Here is a 14642-nt window from a genome sequence, read left to right on the forward strand (position 1 = left end):
AAACCCTCTGGAAGCTGAGCCCTCAAAAGGTCAGCGAAGCATCGCGAGCATCCACAGCGCCATGCCGATCATCATCAGATTTTCGGTCAGCGAGACGAAGCCCAGCGGCACCCTGCTGCTGCCGCCGACGCAGGCGCATTTGAGGTCGCGCCGGTCGATATAGACCGCCTTGAACACCGATACTGCGCCGATGGTCGCGATGAACAGCGCGAGCGGGATCGACAGCCAGGGCAGGGCGTGCGCGGTCATCAGCACGCCTACCAGCCCCTCGGCAAAGGGATAAAGGCTCGCATAGGGTACCCAGCGGCGCGCGAGCAGGTCGTAGTTGAGGAACATCGTCGCGAATTTGTCCACGTCCTGCAATTTCAGCAGCGCGAGCACGACCATGCTGAACGAGACGAACCATTCGGCGGTGCGCAGGGTGAAGGGGCTGCCGAACGCTGCATGGCTCGACGCGAGCGCCATCAGCGCGGTCATCGCGAACAGCGCGATCACCGGCCGGTAGCTGACGGCGTCGGGGTCCGCGACCTTCAGCCTGAAATGGCGGCGCAGATCGTCGTAGCCGCCAATGCGAACGCCGCCGATGAAGGTCTGCGGCGTCGTCCCGACGCCATGCTCGGCCTTGAACGCGTCGACCTCCTCGCGCGTCGTCAGCCAGCGGTCGTCGACCGTAAAACCCTTGCGCTTCAGCAGGTGCCGCGCCTTCAGGCCATAAGGACAGGTGTGGCCCGGCATGACCATGCGGTGGAGAATAGCCGTCGGGTGGCTGAGCGATTGTGCTTGTGTCCTGTGTCATGGCCCCCATATGGCATCCGTACCATGGTACGGAGTCAAGCGATGCAGCTCACCGTCGGAAAATTGGCCGCCGCGGGCGGCGTCGGAGTGGAGACGATCCGCTATTATCAGCGCCGCGGCCTGATGGGCACGCCCGCGCGCAGTGGCGGAGATGGCTGGGGCGCCGGCATTCGCCGCTATGACGCGGAGGATGTTCGCCGTCTGAAATTCATCCGCGCCGCGCAGGGGGCCGGCTTCACGCTGGAAGAGATCGGCGAATTGCTCGCGCTGGAAGCAGGCGACGACCGCGTGCAGGTGCGCCGCCTCGCGCGCCGGCGCATCGAAGCGCTCGACGCCAGGATCGCCCAAATGACCGAAACCCGCGCCGCGCTCGCGCGCCTCGCCGACCAATGCGCGGCAAACGACAAGGGGCCGTGCCCGATATTGGCGGCGTTTGAGCCGTAGCAAGCCGGTCCCGGCGAAGGCCGCTTTCGGGCGGGAGCGGACATTGGAATAGATCAGGCCCTCCCCTTCAGGGGAGGGCAGCGAGACTTACGAACTTGTTCGTTAGTCGCAGCGGGTGGGGGCCATCGGCCTTGCGCAAGGCCGATGGCCCCCACCCCAACCCCTCCCCTGAAGGGGAGGGGCTTTATGTCCGCTCCCCACCTCGAAGCCGACACGACCACCGAAAAAAAAGCGCTGTCCTACATTATCGCGCTGTGCCAGCGTCGGTTCCGGCTCTTTGAAATCGCCAGCCTCCGCAAACCGCTTCTTGAGGCGACAAAGGAGACAGTTTCGACAAACGCATCCGTATCCTTTGTCGCCTTAGGGCCACAAAAGACACATTCCGGAGGCGCGCGTGCGGGACTTTTGTGAGTTTAAGCACCGACAAGCACCGACCCGCCGGCAAGCCGGCTCAGCTATGCAGGAAATGCATCACGTCGCCGTCCTGCACGACATAGGCCTTGCCTTCGGCGCGCAGCTTGCCGGCTTCGCGCGCCCTGGCTTCGCCGCCCAGCGCGACATAATCGTCATAGGCGATCGTCTCGGCGCGGATGAAGCCCTTCTGGAAATCGCTGTGGATCTCGCCCGCGGCCTCGGGCGCGGTGGCGCCCGTGTGCACGGTCCAGGCGCGTGCCTCCTTCGGCCCGACGGTGAAGAAGGTCAGCAGGTGGAGCAGTTCGTACCCGGCGCGGATCACGCGGGCGAGGCCGGTTTCGTGCAGCCCCATCTCCTCGAGGAACATCATGCGCTCGTCGGTATCCATGCCGACCAGCTCGCTCTCGATCGCCGCCGACACGATCACCGCCTGCGCGCCCTCGGCCTTCGCCCGTACGAACACCGCCTCGCTGTGGGCATTGCCGGCGGCCGCATTCGCTTCCTCGACGTTGCAGACATAGAGGACGGGCTTGGTGGTCAGCAGCTGCGCCTGCTTCAGGATGCGCTCTTCCTCGACATCCCTGGGCTCGGTCAGCCGCGCGGGCTTGCCGGCGCGCAGCAATTCGAGCGCCTGGCCCAGCACCGATACGGCGGCCTTGGCCTCCTTGTCGCCGCCCGTCGCCTTTTTCTGAAAGGCGGGGACCCGCTTCTCCAGGCTTTCGAGGTCGGAGAGCAGCAGCTCGGTCTCGACCGTCTCGGCATCGGCGACGGGGTCGACCCGGTTCTCGACATGCTGGATGTCGTCATCCTCGAAACAGCGCAGGACATGGACGATCGCATCGACCTCGCGGATATTGCCGAGGAACTGGTTGCCCAGCCCTTCGCCCTTCGACGCGCCGCGCACCAGCCCCGCGATATCGACGAAGGCGAGCTGGGTCGGGATGATCTTCTGGCTGCCCGCCGCGGCCGCCAATTTGTCGAGGCGCGGATCGGGCACCGCGACATTGCCGATGTTCGGCTCGATCGTGCAAAAGGGATAGTTCGCCGCCTGCGCCGCCTGCGTTTCGGTCAGCGCGTTGAACAGGGTGGACTTGCCGACATTGGGCAGTCCGACGATGCCGCATTTGAAACCCATAGAAACTCCGTCAGCCCGGCGGGTGGCCGGGGTCGCACGCGCCCCTAGCGCCAAGTGGGTTCGGGCGCCACCCTTATGCGGGCGCCGCCGAGGCGATAACGGAAGATTTGGGGCGCGGCTTCGAGCCGGACGGCGTTGCGGTTCCCGATCCGGCGGGCGGCGGTGCGAGCGTCCGCCCGCTCCCGCCGGGTGCGGGAGCGGGCGAGGCGCGATCAGTTGCCGACCGGCTGGTTGTCGGTGCGGCGCACGACAATGGTCGACGAGCGCGGCTCCTGGTCGGCGACCGGCCAGTCGCCCGTCGGATGCTGGATGTTGACGAAGAAGGTCGTCAGGTCGGGGGTATAGGCGAGGCCCGTGATCTCGCAGCCGACCGGGCCGACCAGGAAACGCTTCGACTGCTTGCTGCCCTGATCGAGATAGAACATCGCATTGTGGCCGAACGCCTGGTCGATCGTCGTGCCCGGGACGCCCGAGCTGCCGGGGACGCTGTGGTCGGTCTGCACCCACATGCGGCCCTGCGGGTCGATGCGGAGGCCATCCGGGCTGGAGAAGGTATCGCCGTTGATGTTGCCGACGAGGTTAGCGCCGCCCGACGACAGCGAGGGGTCGCCCGCCTGCAGGAAAAGTTCCCAGGTGAAGCTCGTCGCGAGCGGACTGTCGCCGGTTTCGCGCATCTTGATGATGTGGCCGTGCAGGTTGCTCACACGCGGGTTGGCGGCGTCGGTCACGCGGCGGCCGCTGTTGTTGGTCAGCGTGACGAAAATCGCCTTATTGTCGGGCGCCACCGTGATCCATTCGGGGCGGTCCATCACCGTGCCGCCGCACGACGCGCGCCGCCGACTGGCATTTGATCAGCACATCGGCCTGATTGTTGAAGACCGCAGGCGTCGGCGCCGACGGCGTCGTGCTCTGGCTGACGTTGCCGGGGTCGGAGGCGGCGGCGGTCAGGCCGTTCTGGCCGACGACCAGCGCGCGCCACTGGCCGTTGCCGTCGCCGTCGAAGCGCGCGACATAGAGCGTGCCATAGTCGAGCAGATCGGTATTCGCGGCGCGGTTGCTGGCGCTGAAGGCGCGGTCGGGGATGAATTTATAGATGCAGCCCGGCGTGTTGTCGTCACCCATGTAGAAGGCGACGCGGCGGTCGCTGTTCGTCATGAAGGCGACGTTTTCGTGGTTGAAGCGGCCCATCGCGGTGCGCTTGGTCGGCGGCGCGAGTTCGTTCAGCGGGTCGATTTCGACCACCCAGCCATAGTTGGTCGCGGGCTGCGCGGGGTCGAAATAATTGTCCATCGTCTCTTCGCAGGTGAGGTAGGTGCCCCACGGCGTGCGGCCGCTCGAACAATTGTTCAGCATGCCCTTGATCGTGCCCGACAGCAGGCCTGCGGCAGGGCCGCCGGCGCGATAGCTGCTGTTGCCGGTGTAGCGCTTGTTGAACGCCGATCCGGCCTTGACCGCCCATTTGCCGTCGCTGCCCTTGGCGATCTCGACGACGCCGACGCCGACCGCCGACAGCGCGAGCGCCTTCTGCTCGGGGCTCGCGGTCGCGATGTCGGGGACGGTCGCCATCAGGATGTTGAAATCGGGATATTCGTAATTCATCGCCAGCAGCCCGCCGACATTGGGATCGACACCCGCCAGGGTGAAATATTCCATGCCGTCATGGTTGCCGCCGACCCATTTGTCGGCGACCGCCGCGCTCGACGGAAAGCTGCCCGAATAGGGCGTGCCGACCTCGACCGAGTCGCCGGCCTTCAGCAGCACGTCGACGGTGTAGCCCGAGGGCACGGTGACCGTGTCGTTCTGGTTCGCCGCGACCGAGGTGAAATTCACGGCAAAGCTCGGCGGCGGAGTGGGCGTCGGCGTGGGAGTCGGCGTCGGGGTGGGCGTCACGGTGACCGGCGGCGCGCCATCGTCGTCGTCGCAGCCCGCGAGCACCGCGGCGGGGATGATCGACAGGCCGAACAGGCCGCCGCGCAGCAGCGAACGGCGCGACGGGTTCTTGGCGACGATCGCCTCCAGGCTGTCGGGCGCGTAATCGACTTCGGTCTCGCCGCGATAGGGCGCGCGGGCTTCGTCGGTAAGATGTGACATGCAGTATCCCCTGTTCTCGGTTGGCCCCGGGACTCGTCGGTCCCGATCAGGTGGCTCCCGATTGCAGAGCGGCATGTCAGCCGCATGGCGTCCCCATGACATGGAGAAAGGAGTTATATTACAAAGTTTTGACAGGCGGGGCGGGCCGCGCGGAAATGCGTCAGTCGTGCACCGCCCTGATCAGCGGACCGAGCGCACTGTCGCCCAGCCAGGCGAGTTGCACCTCCGCCGACACCTTGTTGATCGCCTCCTGCGGCTTGGCGCCCGGATGCACCGCGCGGCGCAAGGGTCGTGTGCCCGCGGGCATCGCCATGATCTCGGCGATCGCGCGCGGCACGTCGGCGGGGTCGGCGCTGCGCCCGCTGCCGTCCTCGGTCCCCATGCCGCGCGTGAAGGGCTCATAGGCCTTGAGCAGTTCCGCATCGCTGCGCGCCTTCAGCGCGCCGGTATAAGTGTTGCGGTTGACCCACACCCTGGTCGGATAGCCGCCGGGCTGGATGATGGTGACGTCGATCCCGTGCGGCACCAGCTCATAGGCAAGCTGTTCGGACAGCGCCTCCACGGCGAACTTTGTCGCCGAATAATGGCCGCCGCCCGGCACGATCACGCGCCCCAGTTGCGACGAGATGTTAAAGATCTGCCCCGCCTTCGCGGCGCGCATCTGCGGCAGCAGCGCGCGCAGCATGCGCTGGATGCCGAGGATGTTGGTCTCGAAGATCGCCTTCGTCGCCTCCATGTCCTGCACCTCGACCGGGCCGGTGATGCCGATGCCGGCATTGTTCACCAGCGTGTCGATGCGTCCGTTCGCGATCGTCAGCGCCTCGGCGGTGCCGCGCGCGACCGAGGCGTCGTCGGTGACGTCGATCTCGACGATATGCAGGTCGAGCTTGTCCTTCTTCGCTTCCGCCGCGAGCGATTCGGCCTCGGGGCGCGGCACGTTGCGCATCGTCGCGATCACCTTCGCGCCATGCTTCGCGTAAAGCAGCGCGCCGATCCGCCCGAAGCCGCTCGATGTGCCGGTGATCAGCACCGTGCGCCCTTTCAGCGCATCGGGTGCCAGCGGCTCGGCGGCGCGGAGCAGGGCAGGGGCGGCGGCGGTCAGCGCGGCGGCGCCGGCGAGCAACTGGCGGCGATTGGGGGAAGCGGGTTGGGGCATGAGGGCGGCTCCTTTCGGAGGCCATCATGCATGAAAGCGGTGCGAGCGCCAAATCCGGTATGAACTGGCCGCTTAGGGGTGGATATAAGACATTCCCCTCCCTTTTAGGGAGGGATTAGGGGTGGGTAGCGAGCGTAGCGAGCAAGAGGAAGAGCGCCGCCTTCGGCGGCCACCCACCCCCAGCCCCTCCCTTGCAGGGAGGGGAGAACGAGCGTCCGCTCCCGCCCGAAAGCGGTTATGCGCCCGAACTACCCCTGCAGCCGCAGGGCCACGTCGCTCACGAACCGCGCATCGTCCCCGTCCGCCAGCCACGCCGCCTCGGCCGCGATCGCGCCGAGCAGATCGGCCAGCGGTTCCATTTCGCTCTTGTGATAATTGCCGAGCACATGGCCGGTCACCCGGTCCTTGTGCCCCGGATGGCCGATACCGATGCGCACGCGGCGGAAATCGTCGCCGATATGCTGGATCATGCTGCGGATGCCGTTGTGCCCCGCCGCGCCGCCGCCCTGCTTGACCTTGATCTTCATCGGCGCGAGGTCGAGCTCGTCGTAGAAGACGGTGACGTCCTGCGGCGCGAGTTTGTAGAAATCGAGCGCGGCGCGCACGCTGCGCCCGCTTTCGTTCATGAAGGTGCCGGGTTTCAGGATCAGGACGCGGTGCCGCCCGATGCGGCCGTCCTGCAGCCAGCCCTGAAATTTCTTCGCCGGGGCCGGAAAACCGTGCACGTCGGCGATGACGTCGGCGGCCATGAAGCCGACATTGTGGCGATGCATCGCATATTGGGGCCCGGGATTGCCGAGGCCGACCCAGAGCTGCATAAAAAACTCCCCTCCCCTTCAGGGGAGGGGCAGCGAGACTTGCGAACTTGTTCGCCAGTCGCAGCGGGGTGGGCCATTCGGCCTTGCGCCACGTTGCAAGCCCCACCCCAACCCCTCCCCTGAAGGGGAGGGGCTAGAGCTTGGTATCTCAGGCTTCGGCGGCGGCTTCGCCGTCGTCCTTGGTCGTGTCGCCGTCGCTGGACTTCAGCGCCGACGGAGCGACGATCGTCGCGATGGTGAAATCGCGGTCGGTGATCGCGCTCTCGCTGCCCTTGGGCAGGGCCACGTGGCTGATGTGGATCGAATCGCCGACGTCGAAGCCGGTGACGTCGATCGAAATGTCGTCGGGGATGCTGGCCGCGTCGCAGACCAGTTCCAGCTCGTGACGCACGATGTTCAGCACGCCGCCGCGCTTCAGGCCGGGCGACTTTTCCTCGTTGACGAACTGCACCGGCACCGCGACATGGACCTTGGCATCCTTGGCGATGCGCAGGAAGTCGGCGTGGATCGGGCGATCCTTGACCGGGTGGAAAGCAACGTCCTTCGGCAGGGTGCGGATGCTCTTGCCATCGACCTCGATCATCACGACCGAGTTCATGAAGTGACCCGTCATCAACTGCTTGATCAGCAGCTTCTCTTCGACATGGATCATCAGGGGTTCTTCTTTGCCGCCATAGACAACGGCGGGGACGCGGCCATTGCGACGCAGGTCACGCGAGGCTCCCTTGCCTCCGCGTTCGCGCGTCTCGGCCGTCAGCGTCAGCTGATCGCTCATATATATTCTCCGAGATTCGGTTACACAGTTCCGCCACGCCTCCAGGGATGACCATGGACGGAAGCGCGGGCGCATAGCGGGTGAGCGGCGGAAAGGCAAGGGTTGGCTTGTCGAAGGCCGGGTGGCGGGTTTCGGGCGACGGTTTGAAACAACGGCTGCTCCCCGCTCCGAAGCGGGCGTTATCCCTCCAGTAACGCTTTCGTCGCTGCCGTCACATCCGCCTGCCGCATCAGGCTTTCGCCGATGAGGAAGCCGTTCACGCCGCTTGCCGCGAGACGCCGGCAGTCGGCGTGGGTGGCGATGCCGCTTTCGCCCACCAGCAGCGTACCGGCGGGCACGAGCTTCGCGAGGCGTTCGGTGACCGCGAGGTCGGTCTCGAAGGTCCGCAGGTCGCGGTTGTTGACCCCGATCAGCCGCGAGCGGAGCCGCGTCAGCGCGCGATCGAGTTCGGTTTCGTCATGGACCTCGACGAGCACGTCCATGCCGCGTTCGAGCGCCGCGGCCTCGATCTCGCGCATCGCGCCGTCGTCGAGCGCCGCAACGATGATGAGGACCGCGTCGGCGCCGATCGAGCGCGCCTCGGCGACCTGCCAGGGATCGACCATGAAATCCTTGCGCAGCACGGGAAGGCTGCACGCCGTGCGCGCGGCGATGAGAAATTCCTCATGGCCCTGAAAATAAGGCGCATCGGTCAGGACCGAGAGGCAGGCCGCGCCACCCGCTTCATAGGCGCGGGCGTGATCGGCGGGATTGAAATCTTCGCGAATCAATCCCTTGGAAGGCGAAGCTTTCTTGATTTCGGCGATCAGCGCGAAGCGACCGGCGTCGATCGTGGCCTGCAGCGCCGCGGCGAAGCCGCGTACCGGGCTCGGCGTCGATGGCGTCGAGGTCGGCGATCGAGCGCGACTGGCGGCGTTCGGCGACCTCATCGGCCTTGGTCGCGAGGATCTGTGTGAGCTTGTTCATTTATAGGCGATCCAGCAGTCGAGCAGCGCGTTGGCGAGGCCCTTGTCGATCGCTTCGGCGGCTTCCTCGACCCCGTCGGTCAGCGTGTCGACCGCGCCCGCGATGACCAGCGCCTCGGCGGCGTTGTAGAGGACCGCGTCGCGATAGGCGCCCGGCGCACCCTGAAGCAGCGCGCGCAGGGCCTTGGCATTGTCGACCGCGTCGCCGCCACGGATCGCCGAGATCGGGTGCGTCGGCAGGCCGGCGTCGCTCGCCTGGCTGCGCTGCATGAACACGCCCTCTTCATTGACCACCGCGACCTCGTTGCCGCCCGCCAGCGACAGTTCGTCGATGCCCTCGTCGCCCGAGACCACGCGCGAATGCTCGGTGCCGAGCCGGTGCAGCGCCTCGGCATAGACGGGGACATAGGCGGGGCGGGCGATGCCGATGAGCTGGCGCGTGACATGCGCGGGATTGGCGAGCGGACCCATCAGGTTGAAGATGGTGCGGCGGGCGAGCCGGGTGCGGATCGGCTGGATACGCTTCATCGCCGGATGATGGTTGGCGGCGAAAAGGAAGCAGATGCCGAGGTCGGCAAGCGTCGCTTCGGCGAGGCGGCCGGCGCGCTCCATGTCGAGGCCGAGCGCTTCCAATGTATCCGCCGCGCCGGATTTAGAAGAAGCTGCACGATTTCCATGCTTTGCGACCGGAACCTCGCACGCCGCCACGACGATCGCGACGGCGGTCGAGACGTTGAGCGTGTGGTGGCCGTCGCCGCCGGTACCGCAGACGTCGATCGCGCCCGCGGGCGCGTCGATCGGGATCAGCCGGTCGCGCAGCGCCTGCGCCGCGGCGGCGATCTCGACCATCGTCTCGCCGCGATCCGACAGCGCGGTCAGAAATTCGGCGATCTCCTCCTCGCTGGTGCGCGCGTCGAGGATGTCGGCGAAGGCCTGCGCCGCCTCGTCATGACCCAGCAGATGCGCCGGGTCGGGGAGCGGACCGAAACGGCTCATGCGGCCTTGCGCTCGCGCACCGGCAGGCCCGCGGCGGCCATGAAATTGGCGAGCATCGCATGACCGTGTTCGGTGGCGATGCTTTCGGGGTGGAACTGCACCCCGTGGATCGGCAGCTCGGTGTGTCGGAAACCCATCACCGCGCCGTCGTCGCTGGTCGCGTTGATGATAAGGCTATCGGGAATGTCGACGACCTCGAGGCTGTGGTAGCGCGTCGCTGTGAGCGGCGAGGGCAGACCGGCGAACAGCCCGCTGCCGTCGTGGCAGACCGGCGAGGTCTTGCCGTGCATCAGATGGCCGCGCTGGACCGTGCCGCCGAAATGCTGCCCGATCGCCTGATGGCCGAGGCACACGCCGAGCAGCGGCCGCGCGGCGTCGGCGCAGGCGGCGACGAGGTCGAGGCTGATCCCGGCTTCGTTCGGCGTGCAGGGGCCGGGCGAAATGAGCATCGCCTCGGCGCCCGTGGCGAGCGCCTGCGCCGCGGTCAGCGCATCGTTGCGTTCGACGCGCACCTCGGCGCCCAGCTCGATCAGATAATGAACGAGGTTGAAGGTGAAGCTGTCGTAATTGTCGATGACGAGGATCATGGGGAGCCGCGGTAGCGATTTTGCGGGATTGGGGAAAGGGATAGAAGCTTGCCAGCGCGCAAGCCGGGCTATTCCCTCGTTCCGCCATCCCGGCATTCACCGGGGAGCCGTTGTCAATCAACCATCTGCACGACGACCTTGCCCTTGGCGTGGCCCGATTCGAGATAGGCCATCGCCTCGGCGATGGCGGCGAAGGGGAAGACGCGGTCGATCACCGGTACGAGCCGCTTCTGTTCGATTAATGCCGCCAGTTCGGCGAGTTCGGCGCCGCTGGGGTGCATGAAGAGATAGCGGTAGGTGACGCCATGCCTGCGCGCCTTCGCGCGGATGCCGAAGCTCGCAAACCAGAAGAGCGCGGCGAGGAGCGGGCCGCGGCCGAGATCCTTCGTCGCGGTGAGCGGTTCGGGCATGCCCGCGACCGACACGACGGTCGCGCCGGGTTTGACGACGGCGAAGCATTTTGCGAGCGTGTCGCCGCCGATCAGGTCGAAGGCGCCGTCCATGTCGCGGACTTCATTGGCGAAATCCTGCGCCGTGTAGTCGATGACGCGGTCGGCCCCGAGGCGTTCGACGAGGTCGCGTCCGCGCGGCGAGGCGGTCGTCGTGACTTCGGCGCCGAGCCATTTGGCGAGCTGGATCGCGAAGGTGCCGACCCCGCCCGCGCCGCCGGGGATGAAGACGCGGCCGCCGGGTTTGAGCCCGAGTTCGTCGCGCAGCGCCTGCAGCGCGGTGAGGCCGAGCGAGCGGAACGCCCGCGGCGGTCGTGAAATCGAGCCTGGCGGGCAGGTGCGCGGCGTGATCGGCGGGGATGACCGCGAATTCGGCGAAGGCGCCCAAGCGGTCCTTGGGCACGCGCGCGAAGATGCGGTCGCCGGGCGCAAAACCCGTGACGTTCGCTCCGCACGCCTCGACCACGCCGGCGAGCTCGTTGCCCATGATGACGGGCATTTTATAGCTCTGCACGGGTTTGAGCATGCCCTCGCGCGTCTTGAAATCGACGGGGTTGAGCCCTGCGGCATGGACGCGGACGAGCAGGCCTCCGGGGCCGGGGACGGGCGCCGGGACTTCCCGGAGTTCGCTGGTTTCGGGGCCGCCGTAGCGGTTGAGGACGAAGGCTTTCATGGATGTTCCGCCATCAGCTTCGCGAGATCGTCCTTCCAGAATTTCGCCCATGTGTGGGTGCTGTGGCCCTTGGTCTCGGGGGTCGCCGGGATGAGGATGAATCGGGCGCGCTTCATGCGCGGCGCCGCCTTTTCGGTGATGCCGTAGAGCGGCGGGTTGATGAAATCGTCGGCGCTGTTGATCCAGAGCACGGGGACAGTGATCTTCTCGAGGTCCGCCCAGGGGTTATAGGTGCGCGAGCTTTCGAGCTGGTAGATGGTGTCGTTGGCGTCGTTGCGGCCGGAGGTGCGCGCGAAGGCTTCGTCCTTGTATTTTTCGGCCGCCTCGCGCGTCGGATATTGCGCCTGCAGCGCATAGGGGTTGGCGCCCGCGATCATGCTGAGCGACGCGGCGGTGCGCAGGCCCGCCGCGGGCGGTTCGCTGTAATTGCCGTCCTGCCACAAGGGATCGGCCTTGATCGCGTCGATCGACAACGTGCGCCACAGCCGGTTCTCCCCCGCGATCTCGACCGGCAGGCAGGCGAAGGGGGCAAGGCGTTCGGCGAAGCCCGGATATGTTTCGCCCCAGACGAAGGCGTGCATGCAGCCCATCGAGGTGCCGAGGATGAGCTTCAGCCTCTTCACGCCGAGCTTTTCGGTGAGCAGCCGGTGCTGCGCGGCGACCATGTCGGCATAGTCGTAGCGCGGGAATTTCATGCGCAGCCCGTCGCTGGGCTTCGCCGAGCCGCCATGGCCGATATTGTCGGGCAGGATGACATAATATTTCGCGGTGTCGAGCGGCTGGCCGAGGCCGAAAAGCTCGGTCGCGAACTGCGGCTGGAAGAATTGCTTGCCGGTGCCGCCGGTGCCGTGGAGGATCATCACGGCATTGGTGATGTTGCCTGCCTCGTCGCGCTGCGGCGTGCCGAGGGTGGTATAGTGGAGCTTCAGTTCGGGCAGTTTTTCGCCGGTGGCGAAGGTGAAATCCTGGAGGATCGCGTCGGCTTCGGTGGCGCCTTCGACCTGGGCATGGGCGGGGGTGGCGGCTGCGAGCAGCAGGGCGAGGGGGGCTAGGATTTTGCGCATGGGTGAACGTTAGCCTGTCTAACGGCGCGCGATAAGCCTCCTTTGCCGGTAGTCGTGGGGGGCGAAGGGGAATGGCGGGTGTTGGGCGTAAGGAGACAAAAGATACGGACGGACACGTCCGGAATGTCTCCTTTGTCGCTTTAAGCCAGGGATGCGCGCGAGATGCCGGAGAGGTGATCTGAGCAAGCGAGGCAGACATCCGCAAGGGTAGATCATGGCGGGATTTATTAGGAAAGCCTTTTCTGGCGCGGGCGGTTCAATGGCAGTTAGCGGGCGGTGGCGGAAGTAAAGCCCCTCCCCTTCAGGGGAGGGGGTTGGGGTGGGGTCCATCGGCCTTGCGCAAGGCCGATAGACCCCACCCGCTGCGACTAACGAACAAGTTCGTAAGTCTCGCTGCCCTCCCCTGAAGGGGAGGGCGTGGCGTTTATCCGAACGTCCGCCTTCCACCCCGGAGCGGTCGATATCCTATCGGTGAGTCGCCAGCTTACTGCCCATATCCGGGCGTTCCGGCCAGCCGCACCGCCTCGCGCGCCGCGGCGAAGAGGGCGCCGGCCTTGGCCTCGCACTCGCGCTGTTCATAGGCGGGGTCGCTGTCGGCGACGATGCCGGCGCCCGCCTGGACGTGCATTTCGCCGTCCTTGACGATTGCGGTGCGCAGCACGATGCAGCTGTCCATGTTTCCGTCGGGGGCGAAATAGCCGACGCCGCCGGCATAGGGCCCGCGCGCATCGGCCTCCAGTTCGGCGATGATCTGACAGGCGCGGACCTTGGGCGCGCCGCTGACCGTGCCCGCGGGGAAGCCCGCGAACAGCGCGTCGATCGCGTCCTTGTCCGGCGCGATGCGGCCGATGACGTTCGAGACGATGTGCATGACATGGCTGTAATATTCGACCGTATAGCTGTCGGTTACCGTCACGCTGCCGCCCACCGCCGCGCGGCCGACGTCGTTGCGGCCGAGGTCGAGCAGCATCAGGTGCTCGGCGCGCTCCTTGGGATCGGCGAGCAGGCTGTCGCGATTCTCGACATCCTCGGCGCTGGTGCGGCCGCGCGGGCGGGTGCCGGCGATCGGGCGGATCGTGATTTCGCCATCCCTGACCCGGACGAGGATTTCGGGCGAGGAGCCGATCAGCGCGAAGCCGGGCAGGTCGAGGAAATAGAGGAAGGGCGAGGGGTTGATGCGGCGGAGCGCGCGGTAGAGGTCGAAGGGCGGCAGGCCGAACGGGGTCGAAAAACGCTGCGACAGCACGACCTGAAAGATGTCGCCCGCGGCGATATAGTCCTTTGCCGTGGCGACCATCTCGGCGAAGCGCGCGGGGCTGGTGGCCGGATGGGCGGCGATGGCGGCCGGATCGGCGAGGGTGATCGCGCGGGTGCCGTGCGGATTGCCGGTCGCGAGGCGCGCGGCAATGGCATCGAGTTTCTCTTCGGCGCTCTCGATCGCCCGGTCGATCGGCGCGTCCTCGTCGGGCCAGATCGGAGCGATCAGGAAAAGTTCGTCGGCGAGGCGGTCGAAGACGAGGATCACCGTCGGGCGCACGAAGACCATGTCGGGGAGGCCGAGCCCCGCGCCCGCCGCGCGCGGGATGCGCTCGACGAGACCGATGGTTTCATAGGCGAAGAAGCCGACGAGCGTCGCGAGCGCCTTGGGCAGCGCGTCGGGCACGTCGAAGCGGCATTCGGCGACCAGATCGCGCAGCGCCTGCAATGCCGGGGCGGCGAGCGGCGCGAAGGCGGAGCGGTCGCGCTGCCAGTCGCGGTTGATGCGTGCCGCGTCGCCGCGCACCTCGAACATCAGGTCGGGGTCGAGCCCGAGCAGGCTGTAGCGCCCGCGCGTCTCGCCGCTCTCGACCGATTCGAGCACCCAGTCGCCGCGTCCCGGCTCGATCAGCTTGAGCGCCGCCGAGACAGGGGTTTCGACATCGGCGATCAGGCGCTGCCAGACCACCGCGCCGCGCCCCTGGGCGAGGGCGGCGAGGGCGGCAGCACGTCCTTCGAGGCTCACTCGCCGACCGGGGCGCTGCCGGTCAGTTCCTGACGCAGCTGGTCGATCAGTTTCTGGTTCACTTCGACGCCGACGCGCTTGCGGGCGTCCTGCATCATCTGCGCGACCAGTTCGTTGCCGAAGGCGGGACCGAGCGGGCCGGCGATCGCGGCGACGCGCTCGGGCTCGATCTTCTTCGGGTCGGGCCGGTCGACCTGGCCGAGCGCGATCACCATCCAGCCGCGGTTGCCGGGGATTTCGAGCGTCTTGACGCTGCCCGGCGCCATCGAGAAGAGCAG

Annotated in this window: 14 protein-coding genes and 2 pseudogenes; 1 reads left to right on the forward strand and 15 read right to left on the reverse strand. The window is 66.8% G+C overall.

Annotation, left to right across the window (positions count from 1 at the left end; genetic code table 11):
* Window positions 1-30: 30 nt before the first annotated feature.
* Window positions 31-741 (reverse strand): glutaredoxin family protein, encoded by a 711-nt coding sequence (locus tag N0A20_RS04260; RefSeq protein WP_260582752.1) that lies wholly within the window; start codon window positions 739-741, stop codon window positions 31-33.
* Between the two features lie 96 nt (window positions 742-837).
* On the opposite strand from N0A20_RS04260, the gene N0A20_RS04265 reads away from it, so the two are divergent.
* Window positions 838-1239 (forward strand): MerR family transcriptional regulator, encoded by a 402-nt coding sequence (locus N0A20_RS04265; RefSeq protein ID WP_260582753.1) that lies wholly within the window; start codon window positions 838-840, stop codon window positions 1237-1239.
* 451 nt (window positions 1240-1690) lie between these two features.
* On the opposite strand, the gene ychF is transcribed toward N0A20_RS04265, so the two are convergent.
* From ychF to N0A20_RS04330, 14 genes and pseudogenes are all read right to left on the reverse strand, one after another.
* On the reverse strand, window positions 1691-2788 hold the full coding sequence (ychF, locus tag N0A20_RS04270; RefSeq protein ID WP_260582754.1) for a redox-regulated ATPase YchF: 1098 nt from the start codon (window positions 2786-2788) through the stop codon (window positions 1691-1693).
* A 212-nt stretch (window positions 2789-3000) separates the two neighbouring features.
* Entirely contained in the window at window positions 3001-3597 is a 597-nt protein-coding gene (locus N0A20_RS20525; protein WP_260582755.1) for an alkaline phosphatase PhoX, read from the reverse strand.
* The gene (locus tag N0A20_RS04280) at window positions 3557-4879 is read right to left on the reverse strand and encodes an alkaline phosphatase PhoX (RefSeq protein WP_260582756.1); all 1323 of its coding nucleotides are present in this window, start codon (window positions 4877-4879) and stop codon (window positions 3557-3559) included. The genes N0A20_RS20525 and N0A20_RS04280 overlap by 41 nt, the downstream gene beginning before the upstream one ends.
* A 160-nt stretch (window positions 4880-5039) precedes the next feature.
* Window positions 5040-6035, reverse strand: coding sequence for an SDR family oxidoreductase (locus N0A20_RS04285; RefSeq protein ID WP_260582757.1), 996 nt, complete (start codon window positions 6033-6035; stop codon window positions 5040-5042).
* A 248-nt stretch (window positions 6036-6283) separates the two neighbouring features.
* Window positions 6284-6853 (reverse strand): aminoacyl-tRNA hydrolase, encoded by a 570-nt coding sequence (gene pth / locus N0A20_RS04290; protein WP_260582758.1) that lies wholly within the window; start codon window positions 6851-6853, stop codon window positions 6284-6286.
* 148 nt (window positions 6854-7001) lie between these two features.
* Window positions 7002-7628, reverse strand: coding sequence for a 50S ribosomal protein L25/general stress protein Ctc (locus tag N0A20_RS04295; protein ID WP_260582759.1), 627 nt, complete (start codon window positions 7626-7628; stop codon window positions 7002-7004).
* 179 nt (window positions 7629-7807) lie between these two features.
* Window positions 7808-8594, reverse strand: a pseudogene (gene trpC / locus N0A20_RS04300) (indole-3-glycerol phosphate synthase TrpC).
* Window positions 8591-9589 carry an anthranilate phosphoribosyltransferase gene (gene trpD / locus N0A20_RS04305; protein ID WP_260582760.1) on the reverse strand — a complete coding sequence of 333 codons (999 nt, stop codon included), beginning with the start codon at window positions 9587-9589 and terminating at the stop codon, window positions 8591-8593. The pseudogene trpC and the gene trpD overlap by 4 nt, the downstream one beginning before the upstream one ends.
* Entirely contained in the window at window positions 9586-10176 is a 591-nt protein-coding gene (locus N0A20_RS04310; protein WP_260582761.1) for an anthranilate synthase component II, read from the reverse strand. The genes trpD and N0A20_RS04310 overlap by 4 nt, the downstream gene beginning before the upstream one ends.
* Window positions 10177-10289: 113 nt before the next feature.
* On the reverse strand, window positions 10290-11057 hold the full coding sequence (locus N0A20_RS04315) for an NADP-dependent oxidoreductase (protein WP_260582762.1): 768 nt from the start codon (window positions 11055-11057) through the stop codon (window positions 10290-10292).
* Window positions 11017-11349, reverse strand: a pseudogene (locus N0A20_RS20530) (alcohol dehydrogenase catalytic domain-containing protein); the annotation flags it as partial. The pseudogene N0A20_RS20530 and the gene N0A20_RS04315, both read right to left, overlap by 41 nt.
* Window positions 11295-12362 carry an alpha/beta fold hydrolase gene (locus N0A20_RS04320; RefSeq protein WP_260582763.1) on the reverse strand — a complete coding sequence of 356 codons (1068 nt, stop codon included), beginning with the start codon at window positions 12360-12362 and terminating at the stop codon, window positions 11295-11297. The gene N0A20_RS04320 and the pseudogene N0A20_RS20530, both read right to left, overlap by 55 nt.
* Window positions 12363-12846: 484 nt before the next feature.
* Window positions 12847-14364: an anthranilate synthase component I family protein gene (locus N0A20_RS04325; RefSeq protein WP_260582764.1), complete on the reverse strand. Its 1518-nt coding sequence runs from the start codon at window positions 14362-14364 to the stop codon at window positions 12847-12849.
* Window positions 14361-14630 carry a hypothetical protein gene (locus N0A20_RS04330; protein WP_260582765.1) on the reverse strand — a complete coding sequence of 90 codons (270 nt, stop codon included), beginning with the start codon at window positions 14628-14630 and terminating at the stop codon, window positions 14361-14363. Before N0A20_RS04330 ends, N0A20_RS04325 begins: the two co-directional genes overlap by 4 nt.
* Window positions 14631-14642: the final 12 nt, after the last annotated feature.

This window comes from Sphingopyxis sp. PET50 (assembly GCF_025244705.1).
Taxonomy (GTDB): domain Bacteria; phylum Pseudomonadota; class Alphaproteobacteria; order Sphingomonadales; family Sphingomonadaceae; genus Sphingopyxis.